We start from the raw sequence: 21867 nt of genomic DNA on the forward strand, positions 1-21867 counted from the left end.
GCGAAGATTCTGGATTCATGTCCCGGTCGCTATTATGAATCCATTCTTAACGTCGGCCCCGAACCGGTGCGGAATGCGCCGAAGCGGACGGCAAGGTTTGGAAGCGTTGCTTATGGCGACATCGACGGTGCCCCTGGCACCCGCGATCATGACCCGTCCCGAGATTCGCCAGGCGAACGCCGCCGGCGCGGGCGTCGCTGTGTTCACGCCCGATCTCTCGCAACTGCTCTGGACCAACGCGACCGCCGCTTCCTTCTTCCAGATCGATTCTCCCGGCCCCCGGCAGGCGAGCGACGCCGCCCCCGTTTCCGCGGCCGCGCGGCAGCTGCGTGCCTCGGCCCGGATGTTCGCGGCCGGCGCCACGGCGGCGAAGCTGCGCAGCCCCGGCGGCGCGCTGGTCGATGCCGACTTGGCCCATATCAACATCGAACCCTATGGCAAGCTGGCGCTGGTCGTCATCCCGGCTTCCGTGGCCGCCTCGCAGACGTGGGAGACGACCGCGCAGCGGCTGCTGGTGGAATCCGGCATGCCGCTGGCGGAAATCCGGGGCCGGGACGGCGGGCGCCTTGCCGGCGACGCCTCCCACGCCGTCGACGACACGGCCGTCGCTTCATTCTTCGCGTCCGACGAGGCCTTACGGTTCGACGAGCAGGGCGAAACCGGCGTCATGGCGCGGCTCGGCGACGAGCATGTCCTCGTCTACCGGCCGGAGCCTGTCGCGGGATCGGCGCCGACCGAAGCGGCCGAAGCCGCTGAGGCGGCGGACGCACCCGACGTATCAGCTCCGGCTTCCCAAGAAGAAGGCGCCGACCGCCGCAAGACCGGGATGAGCGCACTTCTGACCCGTTGGTATGCCCGCCATCCGGCCAGCGAATCGCCGCCGGTCGAAGCGGCTAACCAGTCGGCACCGGATGAGACGCCGGACACTTCGGTGGACACGGCCGAAACGGCGCAAGGCGCCGCAGAGCCGGAGAGCGAGGCGGAGGAGCCCGCCACCGAGGCCGCGGCGCCGTCTGCCGGCGAGGACGCGCCACGCGACGAGCCGACGCCTGGCCCCTCCGCACCGGCGTCGGCGGGGCTGCGCCCTCTGCGTTCCGTCTGGGGGCCGGCGGTGGCTGCACCTGTGCCGACAGCGCTCGATACCCCCGAACTCGACGCGTCGCCGTTCGACGGGGTGGACGAAACGGATGAGCAGGCGGAAGTGACGCCGCCCGCAGCGCCGACCGATCCCGTCGCCGCCGATGAGGCTGTCCTCGACGAGCCGGACCTGGCGCCGACGACGGATGCGGACGTGCCGGAACAGGCCGATGCGGACGAGGTCAGCGATCTGGCGCCATCCGACGCCGCTGCGCCCGAGACGATCGCGGCGGAAGACGAGGACACGAACGACGCGGGAGAGCGCCGCGACGATGCGCCGTTCGATCCGCGCTTCGACATCGCCTCCGTGCGCTTCGTCTGGCGGATCGACAGCGACGGGCGCTTCCGGTCGCTGTCGCCGGAATTTGCCGCTGCCGTCGGGCCGCGCTCGGCCGACGTCGTCGATCGCAGCTTCGCCGATGTCGCTCGCGCCTACGGGCTCGATCCGGACGGCGAGGTGACGCAACTCCTCGAGCGCCGCGACACCTGGTCCGGCCGGGTCATCCACTGGCCGGTGGAGAATTCCGACCGCAAGGCGCCGGTCGATCTCGCCGCGCTGCCTGTCTATGCCCGCGACCGCAGCTTCGACGGCTTTCGCGGATTCGGCATCGTCCGCCTCGCCGAGGCCGTCGCGGATCCCGAAAAGCTCGGCCTCGCTCTGGCGGGCGTGACGCCCGGCGCGGATGGAGCGGCGAAAGCCGAACCTGGCGATCTGACGGACGCATCTGACGATGCGTCAGTACCGGACACGGCAACGCCGTTCGGCCGGCGCGCCGCAACGCAACAGCCCCCGGATGGCGACGCGGCGCCGAAGGTGATCCGGCTGGAAGAGCGGCGCCGGCCGCGCGACGGCGCCCTCAGCCAGGCCGAGGAAGAGGCCTTCCGCCGCATCGGCCAGACCCTGTCCGACGACGAGACGCCGCGCGACCTGGAACAGGCCGTCCGCATGGCGGCGCGGCGGATCGAGGCCTTCAGCGAAGGTGCCGACGGCCAGAATGCGGAAGAGACGCCGGTCTCGGACGATCTTGCCGCAGCAAACGACCTCGTACCGAATGACGACGAGGACGAGCTGGACGAGGCGCAGAAGGCGGCTCGCCTGGCGGAGTCGGATCGTCGGCTCATCGAGGCGCTTGCCACGGTCTATGCGCATCTGCCGCTGCCGGTGCTGGTGCAGGTCCGCGAGGCCCTCGCCTACGGCAATCGGGAGTTCCTCGACCTCACCGGCTACGGGAGCGTCGAGGCGCTGGAGGCGGAAGGCGGGCTGGAACATCTCTTCGCCGATCGCGACGATGCGGTTGCCGGCGAGATGAACATCCGCCGCGTCACCGGCGAGACGACCGCCGTGCGCACCCATATGCAACGCTCGACCATCGCCGGGCGCTCCTGTCTGGTCATGTCGTTCTTCGCCTCGCCCGGCGCCAGCGTCGCTGCGCTGCGCGGCGAGAGCGAAGAGCCGGACCATGACGAGGAGGTCAAGCGGCTCCGCCACGAAGTGCGGGAGTTGAGCACCGTCCTCGACACCGCGACGGATGGCGTGGTGTTCATCGATTCCGCCGGCAACATCCGCTCGATGAACGGCTCGGCGCACGCGCTCTTCGGGATCGAGGAAGACGACAGCGCCGGCCGGCCCTTCGTCACGCTCTTTGCCCATGAGAGCCAGAAGGCGACGATGGAGTATCTGGAGAGCCTGCGCGAAGGCGGCGCCTCGGCGATCGTCAACGAGGGCCGCGAGGTGATCGGGCGGGTCGCCCAGGGCGGCTTCATCCCGTTGTCGATCACGCTTGGGCCCCTGCCCGACGATCGCGGCTGGTGCGCAGTGATCCGCGACATCGCCCACTGGAAGCGCGTGGAGGAGGAACTGACGAGCGCCCGCCGCCAGGCCGAGGCGGCCAGCGTCCAGAAGAGCCAGTTCCTGACCAATGTCAGCCATGAACTGCGGACGCCGCTGAACGCCATCATCGGCTTTGCCGACGTGATGGCGACGGAATGCTTCGGCCCGATCGGCAACGACCGCTATCTGGAATATCTGGAAGACATCAAGCGCTCGGGGCACCACGTCCTCGACCTCGTCAACGACCTCCTCGACATCTCCAAGATCGAGGCCGGCAAGCTCGACCTGTCCTTCGAGGCGGTGTCGCTGAACGCGGTGATGGCCGAAGTGGTGGCGCTGATGCAGCCGCAGGCCAATCGCGAACGCGTGCTCGTGCGTTCCAACCTGCCTTCGTCGGTGCCGCCGGTGGTCGCCGACCACCGCTCGATCCGGCAGATCGCCATGAACCTCGTTTCCAACGCCATCCGTTTCACGCCGCCGGGCGGCCAGATCATCGTGTCGACCAGCTATGTCGCGGAGGGTGACGTAGCGCTCCGATTCCGCGACAGTGGCATCGGGATGACCGAACACGAAATCGAGATCGCGATGTTACCGTTTCAGCAGGTGAACCCGACATCAAGGCGGCGCGGCGAAGGAACCGGGCTCGGACTGCCGCTGACAAAGGCGATGGCCGAAGCCAACCGGGCGAATTTCACCATTTCCTCGACGCCCGGCGAAGGAACGCTGGTGGAAATTCTGTTTCCGCGCCAAAGGGTTCTTGCCAGCTAAGGACAGGTATTCCTGACCAGAACAATCTAGTTTAGAACGATTCAACTTTAGAACACCTCCAATCCATTGATATTGTTGATATTTCAGGCGCCCGTTGCTTGCGTTTTCAGCACTATTCGTGCATGAAACGGGCGTCGGCGACGTCCGCTTCTGGCCGGCACCACCCGCGGAATTCCCGTCCGATACCGGACCGGTTGAGCATCCGCTGACATCCGCCATCGCTGACGGGGGCATGCCTTCGCAGTCAGAGGGAGAGCTTTTCATGCATTTCAGAACGATCGCCCGTCCGGCCCGCCTGCTGGCCACCTCGGCCCTCGTCGCGGCCACCTTTGCCGCAGCGTCCGCGCAGGCAGAGGACATAAACATCTATACCTCGCGCCAGCCGGACCTGATCCAGCCCGTGCTCGACGCCTTCACCGAGGAGACCGGGCTGACCACGGCGACGATCTTCATCGACAAGGGGCTCGAGGAACGCATCGCCGCCGAGGGCGCCAACTCGCCGGCCGACCTGATCATGACCGTCGACATCGGTCGCCTTGATGCCGCCAAGCAGGCCGGCGTCGTGCAGGCCGTCGAAAGCGCGACGCTGGAAGAGAACATTCCCGCCGCGTTCCGCGACACCGAGAACGAATGGTTCGGCCTCACCGCCCGCGGCCGCGTCGTCTACGCATCCAAGGAGCGGGTCGGCGACGAGGCGATCACCTACGAGGAACTCGCCGATCCGAAGTGGAAGGGGCGCCTCTGCACCCGCTCCGGCCAGCACCAGTACAATATCGCGCTGATCGCCGCCTATATCGCCCATCACGGCGAAGAGGCGGCCCGCACCTGGGTCGAGGGGCTGCGCGACAATCTCGCAGGGCGTCCCGAAGGCGGCGACCGCGACCAGGCCAAGGCGATCGCAGCCGGCGAGTGCGACATCGGGATCGGCAACACCTATTATGTCGGCCTGATGATGAACAACGAGAAGGAGCCGGAGCAGAAGGAGTGGGCGGACGCCATCAAGGTCGTGATGCCGACCTTCGACAACGGCCGGACGCACGTGAACATCTCCGGCATCGCGCTCGCCAAGAACGCGCCGAACAAGGAGAACGCGCTGAAGCTGATGGAGTATCTCTCCGGCGACGAGGCGCAGCGCATCTATGCCGAGCTGAACTACGAGTATCCGCTCGAGCCCGGCATCGCGGCGTCGGAAGTGGTGACCTCGTTCGGTGAACTGAAGGTCGACGACATGCCGCTGGCCGAGATCGCCAAGCACCGCACCAAGGCCTCCGAGATCGTCGACGAAGTCGGCTACGACGACGGTCCGCAGAGCTGATCCGGTCCTTGCCAACCGATACCATCCGCGCCCGGGCGAAATTCGTCCCGGGCGCTTGCCTGTTTGATGCGCCGCGTGGCCAGACGACGCGCCTGCGCGACCCGCGTCCGGCCCGCCGCCTGCTGAAGTCGGCCTAGGCCGGGGCCGCCATGTCCGTTTCCGCGCCGCTGCTCACCCCGGTTCCCCGGCCACGTTTCCGCTTCCGGCGGCGGCAGGATCGCGGCTACCTGGTCGGCGCCGGTCTGGTGGCGCTGACGGTGATCCTGCCGATCGCGGCACTCGTCGTCATTGCGCTCACCGGCCAGTCGACCAATTGGGCGCATCTCGCCCAGACGATCCTGCCCCAGGCGAGCCGGGTGACGCTGCTGCTGATGCTCGGCATCGCCATCGTGGCGGGAACCACCGGCGTCGTCACCGCCTGGCTGGTGGCGACGTTCCAGTTTCCCTTCCGCCGCACCTTCGCCTGGGCACTGGTCCTGCCGCTGGCGGTGCCGACCTACATCGCCGCCTATTGCTTCGTCGAGTTCCTGCATTTCACCGGGCCGGTGCAGGGTGCGATCCGCGAGGTCTTCGGCTTCGAGACCCGCCGCGACTACTGGTTCCCGGACGTGCGCTCGCTGGGCGGGGCGGTGTTCATCCTCTCCTCGGTGCTCTACCCGTACGTTTTCCTGACGACGCGGATGGTCTTCGTCATGCAGGGTCGCAAGGCCGGCGACGTCGCCCGCACGCTCGGCGCGTCGCGCGCCGCCGTCTTCCTCAAGATCCTGCTGCCGATGGCGCGTCCAGCGATCGCCGTCGGCATCGCGCTCGCCCTGATGGAAGCGATCAACGACATCGGCGCGGTGGAATTCCTCGGCGTGCGCACGCTGACTTTCGCGGTCTATTCGACCTGGCTGAACCGCGGCGACCTTCAGGGCGCGACGCAGATTGCCCTGATGATGCTGGGGGTCATCGTGCTGCTGGTGCTGGTCGAGCGCCTGGGGCGGCGCCAGCAACGCTTCACCATCCATCGCGGCGACCGGCCGCAGACCGGTCGCGAAGCCCTGCCCGGCTGGAAGGGCCTTGCGGCGGCACTGGCCTGCCTGCTGCCGATCGTCGCCGGTTTCGGAATCCCGCTTTACGTGCTCGGCGACTATGCGCTCAGCCGGACCGCGCAATTGAGCGATCCGCAGCTCTGGCGGGCGCTGCGCAACACGGTGACGGTGGCAGGATCGGCGGGACTGCTGACCGTCGCCGCCGGATTCTTCATGGCCTACGGCATAAGGCTGACGCGTAGCCGCCGACTCTCGGCGCTGGTACGCGTCGGCGCGCTCGGCTACGCCGTGCCCGGGACGGTGCTGGCGATCGGCATCCTGATCCCGCTGGCTGCCTTTGACAATTTCGTCGACGCGCGGATGCGCGAATGGTTCGGCGTCTCGACCGGCCTGCTGCTGTCGGGCTCGGGCTTTGCGATCGTCTATGCCTGTTTCGTGCGCTTCATGGCGATGGGCCACGGCGCGATCGAAAGCGGCTTCTCCAAGCTCTCGCCGCATCTCGACATGGCCGCCCGCACGCTGGGACGCAGTCCCGGCGGAACGCTGCGCCAGGTCCTCTTGCCGCTGATGCGCCCGGCACTGCTGACGGCGTTCCTGCTGGTCTTCGTCGACACCGCCAAGGAATTGTCGGCGACGATCCTGCTGCGCCCGTTCAATTTCGATACGCTGGCGACCTTCGTGTATGCGCAGACCTCCCGCGCCGCCTTCGAGGACGGCGCCGTCGCAGCGTTGATGATCGTGCTGGTGGGAATCCTGCCGGTGGTCCTGCTCACACGCTCGATCCTCGCCGACACGGATCCTGCATGAGAGCTTTCCGGCGGCTGTAAGCCTCGGCCGGTTCCAGTCGCCGGCAAGCATCCTCTCGCGGCAATTACGGAACCGTGAAGTTGATAGGGCGTTTCCTCTGCCCAGGCCAACGATAAGAGGAAACACGGGAATGACACGTCTATCGCTCTTGCTCGGGGGCGTTGCCCTCTTCGCCCTCCCCATCAGCGCAGCCTCGGCGGATTGCCGGGAGGAAATCGCGCAGCTTCAGGACAGCGACGTCACCGCTTCCATCTCCGGCGCTGCCGATAGCGGCCCGGCCGAAGGCACGACCACCAATTTCGAGACCGGCGCAGGCGTCGACACGTCGGGCGGGGTCTCCAAGGATGGCAGCACGGCGCCGCTCGAGACCGACAACTCGACGACTGCCGGCGGCAGCACCGCGCCGACCGGCGGCGCCGGGGCAGCGGCGGCGACCGCCGGTGCCACGACACCTGCCGGAGGAACCGGGACAGCGGCCGGCGCCTCGCAGCAGGCTGATGCCGGCGGGCAGGCTGGCGAGATCGCCAAGGATGGCAGCAACATGCCGCTCGAGGACGCCGCCAGTGAGGAGACTGCGATGTCCGGCCAGGACGCGCAGTCACAGCAGGCAGGCGCCGATACCGCAGCCAGCGGTCAGGCCGGCGCCAGCACGATGGCGAATGCGGCCGGTAACGAAGACGGTGGTTTCCAGGATGCCATCGACCGGGCTGAAGCAGCTCTCGCGGCCGGTGACGAAGCGGCCTGCATGACGGCGGTCGAGGAAGCCAAGGGCCTCCAGACCCAGTAAGCTTCACCCGCAGATCCCACATCCATCAACGCCGGCCTGCAGGGGCCGGCGTTTTCGTGAGGGGCACATCGTACGTGAAGCAGCTCAGCTTTGCAGTTCCGCCCGATCGGCGAACAGGGCCAGCGCTTCGGGATTGGCGAGCGCCTCGAGGTTGCGGACGTGTCTCCCCTCGACCACCTCGCGTACCGCCAGTTCGACAATCTTGCCGGACTTGGTGCGCGGAATGTCGGCCACTTCGAGGATCTTGGCCGGCACGTGCCGCGGCGAGGCGCCCTGGCGAATTGCCGTCCTGATCCGACCGGAAAGGTCGTCGGTCAGACGGGCACCGTCCGAAAGCCGCACGAAGAGGACGACACGCACGTCGTCGTCCCAGGGCTGACCGATGCAGATCGCTTCGGCCACCTCGTCCATCTGCTCGACGATGTTGTAGATCTCGGCGGTGCCGATCCGCACGCCCTGCGGGTTCAGCGTCGCGTCTGACCGGCCGTGGATGACGATGCCCCCGTGCTCGGTCCATTCGGCGAAGTCGCCATGGCACCAGACGCCGGGAAACTGGTCGAAATAGGCGCTCTTGTAGCGCTCGCCGGAGGGATCGTTCCAGAAGCCGACCGGCATCGACGGGAATGCCTTCGTGCAGACGAGGTCGCCCTTGCCGGAGGCCAGAGGCCGGCCGCTTTCGTCCCAGACATCGACAGCCATGCCGAGGCCCGGGCCTTGGATCTCGCCGACATGGACCGGCAGCAGAGGCACCCCGAGCACGAAGCACGAGACGATGTCGGTCCCCCCGGACATCGATGCCAGGTGCACGTCCGGCCTGATCGCCGCATAGACGTATTCGAAACCTTCCGGCGACAGCGGCGAGCCGGTCGAGCCGAGCATCTCGAGCGTCGAGAGGTCGTGGGTCTTCAGCGGCTCGAGCCCCTGCTTGCGCGCCGCGTCGATGAATTTGGCGCTGGTGCCGAGGAATGTCGCGCGCTCCTCCGCCATGTAGTCGAAGATCACCGACGGACGTGGGTGGAAGGGCGAGCCGTCGTAGAGCAGCAACGTGGCCCCCGTCGCGAGCGCCGAGACCAGCCAGTTCCACATCATCCAGCCGCAGGTGGTGAAATAGAAAACACGTGCGTCCGGCCCGAAGCCGCAGTGCAGGCGATGTTCCTTCAGGTGCTGCAGCAGCGTTCCGCCGGCCGAATGCACGATGCATTTCGGCACCCCCGTCGTGCCGGAGGAGAACAGGATGTAGAGCGGGTGCGAAAATGGCAGCTGCTGGAACTCGATGGGCGCCGGGGTAAACGGCGCCAGGAAGCCTTCCATGGTGATGCCATTGGTGACCGCCGCCGCAACCGCCTCGGCGGTGCCGAGATAGGGCACCACGATCGTCCGCTGCGGTGCCAGGCTGGCGGTGATCGGGCCAAGCTTGTCGGCGATCGCGATCCGCTTGCCCGCATAGAAGTAACCGTCGCAGCAGATCAGCAGCTTCGGCTCGATCTGGCCGAAGCGGTCCAGCACGCCGCGCTCGCCGAAATCCGGCGAGCAGGATGACCACACGGCGCCGATGGACGCCGCGGCGAGCATGGCGGCGACGGTTTCCGGCAGGTTCGGCATCATCGCGGCGATGCGGTCGCCCGCGACGACTCCCTCGGCGCGGAACGCCTGGGCGAAGCGGGAGACGAGGTCGGTCAGTTCGCGCCAGGAGAGGCGCTGGCGCACCGCTTCCTCGCCGCGAAAGACGATCGCGTCCCCATCGCGGGTCCCCTCGCCGGCGAAGCTCAGCAGATTCTCGGCAAAGTTGAGCCGGGCATAGGGGAAGAAGCGGTCGTCACGCATGGTGGCGCCTGGCGCAAGGGCGGTTTCGCCGCGTTCGCCGACGACGCCGCAGAAATCCCAGACATCCGCCCAGAAGTCGGCGCGGCGGTCGACGGACCAGCGGTGCAATGCGTCGTAATCGGGAAGGCTGAGGTCGTGCCGCTCCGCCGCCATTGCCGCAAAGGCAGTCATCGGGTGGTGCGCGATCCGCGCTGCATCCGGCGTCCACAGCAGCTTGCCGCCCATCGTCGATCCTCCGCGCACCCTGCCTTGCTGGTGCCATAGGACCTTTGCATTGGCAACGCCCGGAGTGGAGCGCCAGCCTCGCCGATGCGGTCTGCCCCAAGGCTTTGCTTCTGGAGCTTGGGACGATTACAAATGGCGCGACTGAAGAAGGATGTTTCGTGACGCGGCCCTCCCCCCGAGACCGGCTCGAACGAGCGGTTCATGCGTTCGCGAAGCGTCGGGTGCGCGCCGGTATCGTGCTCGGCGCTCTTGCCCTTGTCGCCGCCCTCGTCGTGCTGCCGCGGCTTTCGCTCGGATCGGACGAAGCGCGGGGAATGCTTCTGGCTGAACTCGAGCGGGCGGTCGGCGGGCCCGTGTCGATCGATGGTCCGGTAAGCTACTCGCTCCTGCCGATAACCCGAATCAGCGCCGAACGACTGCGCATGGACGACGGCGAAGCATTGCGCGTCGAGCGTGTGGTCGCGGATCTCGATCCCGTCGATGCCATGTTCGGCAGAGCCAGCATATCGCGGCTTGTCCTGATCCGGCCGGAATATCATGCCGAAGCCAGTGAACCGGCCGGGCCCGCCGGAACCGATCTATCCGACACGGTGGTTGCGCCTCCGGCAGACGGCCCGCGCGCCATGGCGATGCAACTTCTGGCGCGGCTGCCAAGCGCGCGGATGGTCGATATCCGCCAAGGCGTCTTCCGAGCCGGTGACGAGGCGGGCGGCTTCAGCAACGCCAACCTGGTCGTCAACCGCAGCGCAGGGGGGGACGGCCTCGATGCGGCGGGAAGCTTCGTGTGGAATGGCGACACGACGACCATGCGCATCAAGCTCGGGTCGAAGAAGGCCCTGATGACTGGCGGATCCAGCAGCGTCGACTTCGTCATGTCTTCGCCGACGTTGGTGGCGAGCTTCGACGGTGATGCCAGCCTCGACCGCAATGCCGGCATCACCGGCCGCGTTCAGCTGGAGAGTCCCTCGCTCAGCCGCAGCATCGACTGGCTCGCCGATCCGAGCGCGCCGGTGCCAAATGTCGGCGCGCTCTCGGTGGCGGGCGACCTGATCTTCGCCGGTGTCGACGCGAACCTGCAGAATGCCGACGTCCGGATCGCCGGCAGCAACGGCCGCGGCGCGCTGGAGGCAAGTTTTGCCGGCGACACGGCAACGGTCGGCGGGACGCTGGCCTTCGAAAGGCTCGACCTCACGCCCCTCGTGCGAGCCGTGGCGCCTTTGCCGGACGATCCCTTCGATCTGACACGCAGGATCGACGTCGGATTTACCCAGGAGATCGGTCTCGACCTTCGCCTTTCCGCCGAACGCGCCATGCTCGGCGCGGTGACGGCCGAAGACGTCGCCGCAGCACTGCTCGTGGCCGACGGAAAGGCGACGATCGACGTCGGTGACGCCATCCTGCTGGGCGGCCGCGGCCAGGCGAACATCGTCGTCGATTCCGATCAGATGCCGCCGCAGGCGACCGGTCACCTCACCCTGTCGGACGTCGATACCGCGGCACTGTTCGCCGCGCTCGACATCACCCTCGTGGGAGTCGCCGGCCGGTCCGATATCTCGGCCGAGATGACGACGCCGGTCACCGACTGGGCTTCGATCTCGCGCAACGTCCAGTTCGATACCAGGGTCAGAACCCAGAGCGGAGTGCTGACCGGCTTCGACCCCGACGTGTTCCGCCGACCGGGGGCGCGGGCGCTCGCCGAAGGTACCTCAGGCGCCACCGTACCCTTCACCAGGCTCGAAACCCGCCTCGCCACATTCGGGCCGCGGATCCATCTGCGGGAGTTCGTTCTCGCCAGCGGCACCGGCACCGTTCGGGCCGCAGGGGTGCTTTCGGCGCTGACGCACGAGATGCGGATTCGCGGGACCTTCGATTCCGCCACCCCGATGACCGCGTCCAACAACGGCGAATTCACCACATCGAAACCAGTCGCGTTCACGATGGCAGGCCATTGGCCCAACCCGGACGTGACGTCGCGATAGAGCATCGGCCATTTTCGGCGACGCTATCGGCGACATCGCATCCGGCCATCCACGGATGCTTCCCGTATGACGATGTCCGCCCGCGTCCTCGCTGTCGCTGCCCTGTCGACGCTCCTGGTTGCGGCCGCCCCTGCCTCAGCGGCCGAACCATCCTGTTCCGGTCGATTTCACGCCGCGCTGTCGTCCATCGAAGCAGAGGAATACGCCGCGCTGAAAGCCGCGCAGACCATCGCCTTCAAGGGTGACGGGGCGATGCCCGGCGCATTCGTGTTCGCGCCGCCGAGCATGCCGCGAAGCCGCGAGGAGATGGCCGCACTGAAGGAGGCCAACAGCCTCGCCCGTGGCCGCGGGCGGCCCGCCTGGCTGGCCAGCGCCGACAGCCGCTGGCTGGCGGATCGCGTGACGAGCGAACTCGGCGACTATCTTTCGCAGGAGGAGACGCCGTTTCTCTGCGGTGGTGTCGTCGACTACCTCGCGCTGTTGCGGGCGCAGATCGCCCGGGTCGGCGGCGGGGCAACAGACGGCGAGGCGCTGGTGACGGTGCAGGCGAAGGCCACGCGCCAGGCGATCCGGGCGGCTGAAGCGGCCGCAAGGCCGGCGCCGTCGCCCCGCTATGCCCCACCATACCGCAACCTGCTCCTGTCGATCGTCGATTTCCGGCCGTCTCGCGGCCTGGAGCGCGATCCGGCAATCGACCCGATGCAGACGAACACCACCTTCAAGGATTTCCAGGGTCCGCGGATCGATCCGGATTTGCCGCCGCTGGCCATGGTGGCGCCGATCCCGCTCGCCACTGACGCGGACCGTCTCGCCGCCATCGACCGGCTGATCGCGATCGCCGCGGCGCGCGATCTCGTCGCCAGCCTGACCGAGGAGGACATGGGCGACGCGGAGGAAGAGGCGGATGCTCCGGAGCAGCGCCCGGTTCTCGCGCGGCTCGCCGCCCTGCAGCCCGCCTTCGCAGCGACGACGGTTCCGGCAAGCGAGGCGCCGACCCGGCGCGCGCTGCTCGCGGCGCTGTCGGCGATCGAAGCGCTGGACTATCTGGCGCACCGGCCAGCGCCGGGCGGCGATCCGATGCTCGCGGCGATCGAGCGCACCTTCACGGCCATCGAATCGGCCCACACGACGTCCTGCGACTGCCGGAACTGACGACGACGGGGCTGCGGGCGTCAGGCGCCGGCCGCCATCCGTTCATCCCGCTGCTTGACGAAGGCGTTGCGCTTGTTGACGAGCGCCGCGAGGATCACCCCCACCGTCACGATGGCGATGAGGATGGTGCAGACGGCATTGATCTCCGGCGTCACGCCCAGCCGCACCTGGCTGTAGATCTTCATCGGCAGGGTCGTCGCCCCCGGTCCGGAGGTGAAGCTGGCGATCACCAGATCGTCGAGCGACAGGGTGAATGCCAGCATCCAGCCCGCGAAGACCGCCGGCCAGATCATCGGCAGCGTGATCGACAGGAAGGTGCGGGCCGGCGTCGCGCCGAGATCCATCGCGGCCTCCTCCAGCGAGCGGTCGATCGAGACCAGCCGCGACTGGACGACGACGGCGACGAAGCACATCGAGAAGGTGATGTGGGCGAGCGTCACGGTCCAGAAACCGCGGTTGAAGTCGATGGCGACGAACAAGAGCAGCAGCGACAGGCCGGTGATCACCTCGGGCATCACCAGCGGCGCGAAGACCATGCCGGTGAACAGCATGCGACCGCGAAAGCTGGTGTAACGGGTCAGCGCCAGCGCCGCGAGTGTGCCGAGGACGGTAGCGACGCTCGCCGACAGGAGCCCGACGCGGATCGTCACCCAGGCGGCGTCCATCAGGCCCTGATTGTCGAACAGCTGCACGTACCAGCGGGTCGAAAAACCGGTCCAGACCGTCACCAGCCGCGACTCGTTGAACGAGTAGATGATCAGCAGCACGATCGGCAGGTAGAGGAACGCGAAGCCGACGACGACCGACGCGATGTTGAAGCCGGACCAGCGGCGGGTCACGCGGCATTCTCCTGCCGGGCCTGGACCCGCTGGAAGATCATGATCGGCACCACCAGGAGCAGCAGCAGGACGATGGCGACGGCGGAGGAGACCGGCCAGTCGCGGTTGTTGAAGAACTCCAGCCAGAGCGTCTTGCCGATCATCAGCGTCCGCGACCCGCCGAGCAGGTCGGGAATGACGAATTCGCCGACGGCGGGAATGAAGACCAGGAAGCAGCCGGCGAGGACGCCGGGCAGCGACAGCGGGAAGGTGATCCGCCAGAACGCCCGGGCCGGCGTCGAGCCGAGATCGGCGGCGGCTTCCAGCAGTGTGTCGTCCATCTTCTCCAGGCTGGCGTAGATCGGCAGCACCATGAAGGGCAGGTAGGAGTAGACGATGCCGATATAGATCGCCGTGTGGGTGTTGGTGATGATCAGCGGCGTGTCGATGACGCCGAGAAACAGCAGGAACTGGTTCAGCAGCCCCTCGGGCTTCAGGATGCCGATCCAGGCGTAGACGCGGATCAGGAAGCTCGTCCAGAACGGCAGGATGACCAGCATCACCAGCAGCGGCCGCAGGCCAAGCGGCGCGCGCGCCATGCCGTAGGCCAGCGGATAGCCAATCAGCAGCGCAAGGAACGTCGAGATTCCCGCGATGATCAGGCTGGAGACGTAGGCGTTGATGTAGAGCGCGTCGTCGACGATCCAGCGATAGTTGTCGAGCGTCAGCTGGCCGAGCGACTCCAGCCAGGTCGAGGGATCCCCGAATGTCGGCGTGTAGGGCGGGATCGCGGTCGCGATGTTCGAGACCGAGATCTTGAAGACGATGAGGAACGGCACGAGGAACAGCGCCGCGAGCCACAGATAGGGCACCGCGATGACGACGCGCTTGAAGAGGCTGGTTCTTGCTGCTGCCATCGCCCGCTTATCCTGACTTCTACCGGTTGAGGAGCAGGCCGGCATCGGCATCGAAGGCGACATGGGCGCGATCGTGCCAGGTCAGCTGCAGCGGGCTGAAGCGGTGCCGGTTGATCATCGAAACGCGCACGATCTGGCCGTTGTCGAGCCGGATGTGGAAGGACGTCATGTCGCCGAAATAGGCGATCTCCCAGACTTCGCCGGACAGGACGTTGGCGCCCTCGATCGGCTCGGCCGAGATCCGCAGCTTCTCCGGCCGCACCGCATACCAGGCGGTCTCGCCGATCTCCGCGGGCGCCGTCGAATCCACCACCATCTCGCCGCCGCCCGGCGCCTCCAGCACGATGCGGGCGGCATCCTTGCGAACCACCTTGCCCTCGAAGAGGTTCACGCTGCCGACGAAGTCGGCGACGAAGCGCGAGGCCGGCGCCTCGTAGACTTCCGGCGGGGCGGCCAGTTGGACGATCTGGCCCTTCTCCATGATGGCGATCCGGTCCGCCATGGTCATCGCCTCCTCCTGATCGTGGGTGACGACGATGAAGGTCATGCCGAGCTCGTATTGCAGGTCGGTCAGCTCGAACTGGGTTTCCTCGCGCAGCTTCTTGTCCAGCGCGCCCAGCGGCTCGTCGAGCAGCAGCACCTTCGGCCGCTTGGCAAGCGAGCGGGCGAGGGCCACGCGCTGGCGCTGGCCGCCGGAGAGCTGGTGCGGCTTGCGGGCGGCATAGGGCTCCAGCTTGACCAGCTTCAGCACCTCGGCGATGCGGTCGGCGCGCTCGCCCTTGCCCATGCCCTCCTGCTTCAGGCCGAAAGCGATGTTGTTCTCGACACTCATGTGCGGGAACAGCGCGTAGCTCTGGAACATCATGTTCACCGGCCGCCGGTAGGGCGGCGTGCCGGTGAGGTCCTCGCCGTCGAGGACGATGCGCCCCTTTGTCGGCGTCTCGAAGCCGGCGAGCATCCGCAGAAGCGTGGACTTGCCGCAGCCGGACGCGCCCAGCAGCGCGAAGAACTCCCGGCGGTAGATCGACAGCGTCAGGTCGTCGACGGCGGTGAAATTGCCGAAGTCCTTGGTGACCGCGTCGAACTCGATATAGGGCTGCTGAGTGGGATCGGCCCAGGGCGCAAAGCTCTTGCGGATGCTGCCAAGCGACTGCGCCTTCATCGGGGGAACTGCCTCCGCAAGTGGGTACCGGAAGCCGGGGCGTCACCGCCCCGGCTTTGGTTCAGGCCTGTCACTGGCCTGTGACGACGCGGGTCCAGAGCCGCGTCTGCAGGCGCTGCGCAGCCGGGTCCTTCGGGTCGATCGCATAGAGTCGCTGGCGCGTCTCCTCCGGCGGATAAACTGCCGGGTCCTCGAGGATGTCCGCGTTCACGAATTCCTTCGAGTCGGCGTTGCCGTTGGCGTAGTTCACGTAGTTGGTCGCCTTGGCGATCACCTCGGGCCGCATGATGTAGTTGAGGAACTCGTGCGCCTCCTCGACATTCGGTGCGTCGGCAGGGATTGCCATGTTGTCGAGCCAGGTGACGGCACCCTCCTCGGGAATCACGTACTGGATCTCAACGCCCTGCCCGGCTTCTGCGGCGCGATCGCGCGCCTGGAGGATGTCGCCCGACCAGCCCAGCGCCATGCAGATGTCGCCGTTGGCGAGCGCCTCGATATATTCGGAGGAGTGGAACTTGCGGACATAGGGGCGGATCGAGAGCAGCAGCTCCTGCGCCTTGTCGAGATCCTCCCGCTCGTCCGAATTCGGATCGAGGCCGAGATAGTTCAGCGCCGCCGGCACCACTTCCTCGGGCGTGTTGAGCACGTAGATGCCGCAATCGGCCAGCTTGGCGGCGGTTTCCGGGTCGAACAACAGGTCGAACGTGTCGAGCTTCGCATCCTCGCCGAGGCGCTCCTCGACCATCCCGACGTTCAAGCCGAGGCCGGTCGTGCCCCACATGTAGTTGATCGCGTGCTGGTTCTCCGGATCGTAGCGGGCCAGCCGCTCCATCACCTGCGGGTCGAGATTGTCCCAGTTGGTGAGCTTGGACTTGTCGAGCGGCTGGAAGACCCCGGCCTGGATCTGGCGGGCGAGGAAGGTGCCGGTCGGGACCACGATGTCGTAGCCGGTGCCGCCCGCGAGCAGCTTGGTCTCGACGATCTCGTTGGAATCGAACACGTCGTAGACGACGCGGATGCCGGTTTCCTTGGTGAAGTCGGCGAGGATCGATTCGTCGATGTAATCCGACCAGTTATAGACGTTGACGACGCGTTCCTGGGCGCTGGCGGGCGAAAGGGTCATGGCAAGAGCCGCTACCGCCGCCCCGAAAAGATACTGCTTCATCGACGAAGCCCCCTGTTTGCGGTGAACCGTTCGGGCCGCCAGGGTGGCCGCCCGCAACACCAGCATGTGGTGGTAGCGACCATAAGGGCATCGGCACCGTGATTTCCAGTCCCGATTGATGACGTTTGCACAACGATGGAGCACTGCTCAGCGCGGCGTCATCCGGATCATGTAACGGGCATCCGCGCCGTAGGAGGCGAGAGCGCCGGGCGGCAGCCGGCCGGCCGCCTCGGCAAAGCCGAAATGCGACCAGAACGGCGCCGTGGCGTAGACCGATACCAAAGCGGCGCAGCGGTAGGCTTCCGCCAGTTCCAGCAGGTGCTCGACGGCCGGTGCCGCCAGACCGTGGCCGCGCGCCTCGGGGGCGACCGCCACGTCGTGGAGGTAGAAACAGTTGGCCGGTTGCGGCAGCGCGCCGAGCGGCGTGTCGAGCTTCGGCGGCGCCCCCTGGGTCCAGGGATGGCCGACCGCGTAGCCGAGGCAGCCGCCCTCGCCATCGGCCAACACCAGGCAGCCTTGCGGATAGAGCCGCAGCCGGTCGGCGAAGATCGCCACATCCTCCCGCAACAACGGGTGGATCCGGTCGGCGAGTTCGGCGACGGCGGGCAGATCGGCGCTCGCCATCGCCCGCCATTGCAGATTGTCCCTTCGCATCGTCATCGACCGGAGCGCTCCTCTCGCCTAGCGGTGCTTGGTGCCCTCGCCATAGAACAGCTTTTCCCAAGCCTTGTGAGCCTTGTACCCCTCGCGGATGAATGGGGTGAACACCGCCATGTTCAGGACCGCCTTGTTGGTCAGGCTGGCGGGAAAGGTCAGCGGCTTCTCGAAATCGACAAACAGCACGACCCGCACTTCGTCCGAGTGGTTCCAGGCTTCGTGCTCGTAGGCGTCGTCGAAGATCAGCGCCTTGCCTTCCTCCCAGTGGCAGGTCTGGTCGTCGACGCGGATGCCGACCTTGTCGGGCTGGTCCGGGACGATCAGGCCGAGATGGAAACGCAGCACGCCGTTATAGGGGCCGCGATGCGGCGGCAGGTGCTTGCCGGGCTCGAAGATCGAGAACATTGCCGATTTGAGGCCGGGGATCTTCTGCAGGATCCGCCAGGTCTCGGGGCATTGGCGGATCGCCTCCTCCGACTTGATGCCATAGCCGCAGAGGAAGAAGGTCTTCCAGTTCTGGTCGGAAGAGATCGAACGCACCTCCGACGATATCTCGTGGAACGCCGGCAATTCGCCCTTGCGCACGAGGATCTTGTCCAGCTCGCCGCGGATCAGCCGCCATTCGGCCTCGACCTCGCGCGCCCAGGGAAAGGCGTCGGTCGGAAACACCGGCGGATTGCCCACGGCGGAGTGCTTGAGATTGAGCTTTTCGGCGCCGTCGACGAGGCGCTGGACCGAGCGGACGACGAAACCCTCGCGGGTCAGCGTGTCCTCCAGGCCCTCGGTCTTCAGTTTCTGCTGGCTGACAGGCTTGTCCATTGCTTCACTTCACTCAGGTCAAAACGCCTTGCGATCGCTGGAGAGCCAGCCAATCTGCCGCCGGGGGCTTCATGACGATTTTGCGACAATCGCCGGTGCGGCAGGCCGGATGTGGCTCCGCGCCTACTGGAAGTCAAACGCCGACAGGCCGGTGACCATCTCGTCGAGGCCGAGCGGGCGGGTCAGTGGCGGCTCCGCCCGGGCAAGGCAGCCCTGGCGTTCGCACAGACGGCAGGCCGGACCTATAGCGGTCGGAACCGGCGCCCCGCCGAGATGGCGGCCGTAGACGGTCTCGTCCTTGAAGCCGATGTCGCAGCCGATGAGGATTGCGGTTCGGCGCGGCCGCTCCTCGAACCCCGCCTGCAGGCCTTCCAGCGTTCGCGCGATAAGCAGGAATTCGGCGCCGCCCGGCATCTGCGCCGCCTCGACGAGGATCTGTCCCGGCTGGGCGAAGGCGGCATGGATCGGCAGCTTCGGGCAGTCGCCGCCGAAGCGCTGGGTCGGAAAGCCGCGCGCCCCGGCGCGGCGGAAGCGGTTGCCGGCATTGTCGACCTCGAGCAGGAAGAACGGAACGCCGGGTGCCGCCTGGCGCTGCAGCATGGTCAGCCGGTTGGCGGCCTGCTCGAAGGAGACCTGGAAGCGGCCGCGCAGCACGTCGACGTCGTAGGCGGCGCGCTGGGCGGCCGACTGGAACGCCGCGTAGGGCATCATCAGTGCGTGCGCCGCATAGCGCAGCAGCTCGAAGCGGCCCAGCCGGCGCGCCTCGTCGCTGGAGAAGCCGAAGGTCTCGTTTTCCGCCGCGATCACGTCGCCGAAGGCGAGGAGGCAGGCTTCCATCGCCGTCTCGCGGAGCCGGTCGGCGGGCGCCAGCCGTTCCGACAGGAACAGCCGGCGGGAATGGCGATCGAAGCGCCTTCGCCAGTTCGGCATGGTCTGCACCGGCAGCACGCGCACCGAGACGTCGTGCTCGCTGCGCAGCCAGGCCTTCAGCCCGGCCATCAGGTCGTCGCCCGGGGCCAGCACCTGATGAAAGCGCTCGGCCGCCGTCTCGATTGCCGGAAAGTGGTTAGGCCGCGTCTCGAAGGTCTCTCGGACCTCGTCGATCGGCAGCCGCGTTCCTGCCAGCCGCGTCTCGCGCCCCTCCCGGGCGAGCAGCACCGACAGATCGGTCAGTCGCGCCTGCTGTTCGCGATAGGCGCGGTAGAGCTTGACGATGCCCGCCGCCGCGTTGGGCGCGGCATCCGCCACCTCGAGCAGCTCCTGCTCGCCCGGCAGTTCGCCCGACAGCAGCGGATCGGAGAACACGCCGCGCAGTTCGGCGAGCGAGTTCTGCTTCTCGCCGCCCTGCAGATCGGTGAAATCGATCGTGTAGGTGCGCGACAGCTTGAGGATCAGCTGCACCGTCAGCGGGCGCTGGTTGCGCTCGATGAGATTGAGATAGGACGGCGAGATGCCGAGCGCCTCGGCCATCGCCGTCTGGGTCAGGCCGAGCCCGTTGCGGATGCGGCGGATGCGCGGACCGGCAAAGATCTTGTTCTCGGCCATCAGCGGCGGCCGTGCAGCGAGGACGCGGCAGGGCCCAGTACAACACCGCGCCGAAGCGCGTCTCGCCTCAGTGGGCGAGCGGCCCGCCGCTCTGCATCCGACGCAGACAGGCAGGCCCCGGACCGCGCATGTAATAGCGCTCCGGACGATACGGCCGCTGCGACTCGTCGCGGATCAGCCCCAGCAGACTCAACACGGTACGCACGGCACGCATCGTTTACTCCATCATCCATTCGCTCGTTCACCGACGACTGGGGGAACGATCGCAGAAGGAAGTTTCGAATCATCTGCTGGCGCGGCCAATTTGTGTTGCGGGATGGTGATTTAGCGAAAATACGAACGGTTGTGGCGGCGCCGCCACAGGACGCGGAGCGGCACAAGGACCGATACCGGGCGACTAACATCCTATGACAATTGTGACATACTGACAAGCGAGCCTTGTGAAGACTTCGACAAGACGACCCGAATTCGATGGCCCGCCGGACGAACAAGGCTGTAATCCCCAGCATGCCCCTGACATCTTCCGAATCGAGCGCTGTCGCAGATTGTCACTGCGCCGCCGACCGATACGGAGGATCACCTGCCATGACCGATTTTTACAACCTTGTTCCCTCGGCCCCCGAAGGCCGCTTCGACAACGTCACCCGCGACTACGGCGTCGAGGACGTCCAGCGGCTGCGCGGTTCCATGCAGATCCGCTACACGCTGGCCGAGAATGGGGCGAACCGGCTCTGGCAGCTGATCCACTCGGAGGACTTCGTCAATTCGCTCGGCGCGATGACCGGCAACCAGGCGATGCAGCAGGTCCGCGCCGGCCTCAAGGCGATCTACCTGTCCGGCTGGCAGGTCGCCGCCGACAGCAACACCGCCTCGTCGATGTATCCCGACCAGTCGCTCTATCCGGCCAACGCCGCGCCGGAGCTCTGCCGGCGCATCAACCGCACCTTGCAGCGCGCCGACCAGATCGAGCACGCGGAAGGCGAGATGTCGGTCGACACCTGGTTCGCGCCGATCGTCGCCGACGCGGAGGCCGGCTTCGGCGGGCCCCTCAACGCCTTCGAGATCATGAAGGCGTTCATCGAGGCGGGCGCCGCGGGCGTGCATTTCGAGGACCAGCTGGCCTCGGAGAAGAAGTGCGGCCATCTCGGCGGTAAGGTGCTGATCCCGACCCAGGCGCATATCCGCAATCTGACGGCAGCCCGCCTCGCGGCCGACGTCATGGGCGTGCCGTCGCTGGTGATCTGCCGCACCGACGCGGAAGCCGCCAAGCTGATCACCTCCGACATCGACGAGCGCGACCAGCCCTTCGTCGACTACGACGCCGGCCGCACGCCCGAGGGCTTCTACCGGGTCAAGAACGGCCTCGAGCCCTGCATCGCCCGGGCCATCGCCTGCGCGCCCTATTCGGACCTGATCTGGTGCGAGACCTCCAAGCCCGATCTCGATCAGGCGAAACGCTTTGCCGAGGCAGTGCGCAAGGAGCATCCGAACCAGCTTCTCGCCTACAACTGCTCGCCCTCCTTCAACTGGAAGAAGAACCTCGATGACGCCACGATCGCCAAGTTCCAGAAGGAGCTCGGCGCCATGGGCTACAAGTTCCAGTTCATCACGCTCGCCGGCTTCCACCAGCTGAACCACGGCATGTTCGAGCTGGCGCGCGGCTACAAGGACCGGCAGATGGCCGCCTATTCGGAGCTGCAGGAGGCCGAGTTCGCCTCCGAGGCGGACGGCTACACCGCCACCAAGCACCAGCGCGAAGTCGGCACCGGCTATTTCGACGCCGTGTCGATGGCGATCACCGGCGGCAGTTCCTCGACGACCGCCATGGGCGAATCCACCGAGAGCGCGCAGTTCAAGGCCGTCGCGCCGATGAGCGAAGCGGCGGAATAGGCACGACGTCCCGGGTGGCGGTGTCGCCACGCGGG

At 67.0% G+C, this 21867-nt stretch carries 16 protein-coding genes; 7 read left to right on the plus strand and 9 right to left on the minus strand.

All coding sequences use genetic code 11. The annotated features are described in order from the left end of the window. Nucleotides 1–112 precede the first annotated feature (112 nt). The 4 genes from GTW51_RS05335 (at nt 113) to GTW51_RS23490 (ending at nt 7679) form a co-directional block, all read left to right on the plus strand. Nucleotides 113–3736, plus strand: a complete 3624-nt coding sequence (locus GTW51_RS05335; protein WP_163042862.1) for a PAS domain S-box protein — start codon at nt 113–115, stop codon at nt 3734–3736. A gap of 262 nt (nt 3737–3998) precedes the next feature. After that, nucleotides 3999–5051, plus strand: a complete 1053-nt coding sequence (locus tag GTW51_RS05340) for a Fe(3+) ABC transporter substrate-binding protein (RefSeq protein ID WP_163042863.1) — start codon at nt 3999–4001, stop codon at nt 5049–5051. A 149-nt stretch (nt 5052–5200) separates the two neighbouring features. Continuing rightward, the gene (locus GTW51_RS05345) at nt 5201–6892 is read left to right on the plus strand and encodes an ABC transporter permease (RefSeq protein ID WP_163042864.1); all 1692 of its coding nucleotides are present in this window, start codon (nt 5201–5203) and stop codon (nt 6890–6892) included. A gap of 130 nt (nt 6893–7022) precedes the next feature. Further along, nucleotides 7023–7679, plus strand: a complete 657-nt coding sequence (locus tag GTW51_RS23490) for a hypothetical protein (RefSeq protein WP_203565898.1) — start codon at nt 7023–7025, stop codon at nt 7677–7679. Nucleotides 7680–7763: 84 nt separating this feature from the next. Here the strand turns inward: GTW51_RS23490 and GTW51_RS05355 are convergent, their stop codons facing one another. Continuing rightward, entirely contained in the window at nt 7764–9728 is a 1965-nt protein-coding gene (locus GTW51_RS05355; RefSeq protein ID WP_163042865.1) for an acetoacetate--CoA ligase, read from the minus strand. A gap of 221 nt (nt 9729–9949) precedes the next feature. Between GTW51_RS05355 and GTW51_RS24450 the strand changes: the two genes are divergently transcribed. Together GTW51_RS24450 and GTW51_RS05365 are read left to right on the plus strand one after the other, a co-directional pair. After that, nucleotides 9950–11707: an AsmA family protein gene (locus GTW51_RS24450; protein ID WP_163042866.1), complete on the plus strand. Its 1758-nt coding sequence runs from the start codon at nt 9950–9952 to the stop codon at nt 11705–11707. Nucleotides 11708–11773: 66 nt separating this feature from the next. Next, nucleotides 11774–12859 carry a hypothetical protein gene (locus tag GTW51_RS05365; protein ID WP_163042867.1) on the plus strand — a complete coding sequence of 362 codons (1086 nt, stop codon included), beginning with the start codon at nt 11774–11776 and terminating at the stop codon, nt 12857–12859. Between the two features lie 20 nt (nt 12860–12879). Here the strand turns inward: GTW51_RS05365 and GTW51_RS05370 are convergent, their stop codons facing one another. From GTW51_RS05370 to GTW51_RS23495, 8 genes are all read right to left on the minus strand, one after another. Next, a complete protein-coding gene (locus GTW51_RS05370; RefSeq protein WP_163042868.1) occupies nt 12880–13698 on the minus strand; it encodes an ABC transporter permease subunit in 819 nt (272 codons plus the stop codon). Further along, entirely contained in the window at nt 13695–14594 is a 900-nt protein-coding gene (locus GTW51_RS05375; RefSeq protein WP_163042869.1) for an ABC transporter permease subunit, read from the minus strand. The genes GTW51_RS05370 and GTW51_RS05375 overlap by 4 nt, the downstream gene beginning before the upstream one ends. Nucleotides 14595–14613: 19 nt before the next feature. Beyond that, nucleotides 14614–15756, minus strand: coding sequence for an ABC transporter ATP-binding protein (locus GTW51_RS05380; RefSeq protein WP_163042870.1), 1143 nt, complete (start codon nt 15754–15756; stop codon nt 14614–14616). 70 nt (nt 15757–15826) lie between these two features. After that, nucleotides 15827–16921, minus strand: a complete 1095-nt coding sequence (locus tag GTW51_RS05385; protein WP_163042871.1) for a polyamine ABC transporter substrate-binding protein — start codon at nt 16919–16921, stop codon at nt 15827–15829. Nucleotides 16922–17068: 147 nt separating this feature from the next. After that, the gene (locus tag GTW51_RS05390; RefSeq protein ID WP_163042872.1) at nt 17069–17581 is read right to left on the minus strand and encodes a GNAT family N-acetyltransferase; all 513 of its coding nucleotides are present in this window, start codon (nt 17579–17581) and stop codon (nt 17069–17071) included. A gap of 21 nt (nt 17582–17602) precedes the next feature. Then, nucleotides 17603–18397: an aspartyl/asparaginyl beta-hydroxylase domain-containing protein gene (locus tag GTW51_RS05395; RefSeq protein WP_163042873.1), complete on the minus strand. Its 795-nt coding sequence runs from the start codon at nt 18395–18397 to the stop codon at nt 17603–17605. Nucleotides 18398–18520: 123 nt separating this feature from the next. After that, entirely contained in the window at nt 18521–19942 is a 1422-nt protein-coding gene (locus GTW51_RS05400; RefSeq protein ID WP_163042874.1) for an XRE family transcriptional regulator, read from the minus strand. Between the two features lie 67 nt (nt 19943–20009). Next, nucleotides 20010–20156 (minus strand): hypothetical protein, encoded by a 147-nt coding sequence (locus GTW51_RS23495; RefSeq protein ID WP_203565899.1) that lies wholly within the window; start codon nt 20154–20156, stop codon nt 20010–20012. 371 nt (nt 20157–20527) lie between these two features. Between GTW51_RS23495 and aceA the strand changes: the two genes are divergently transcribed. Further along, nucleotides 20528–21832: an isocitrate lyase gene (gene aceA / locus GTW51_RS05405; RefSeq protein ID WP_163042875.1), complete on the plus strand. Its 1305-nt coding sequence runs from the start codon at nt 20528–20530 to the stop codon at nt 21830–21832. Nucleotides 21833–21867: the final 35 nt, after the last annotated feature.

It is taken from the genome of Aurantimonas aggregata (assembly GCF_010500835.1).
Lineage (GTDB): Bacteria > Pseudomonadota > Alphaproteobacteria > Rhizobiales > Rhizobiaceae > Aurantimonas > Aurantimonas aggregata.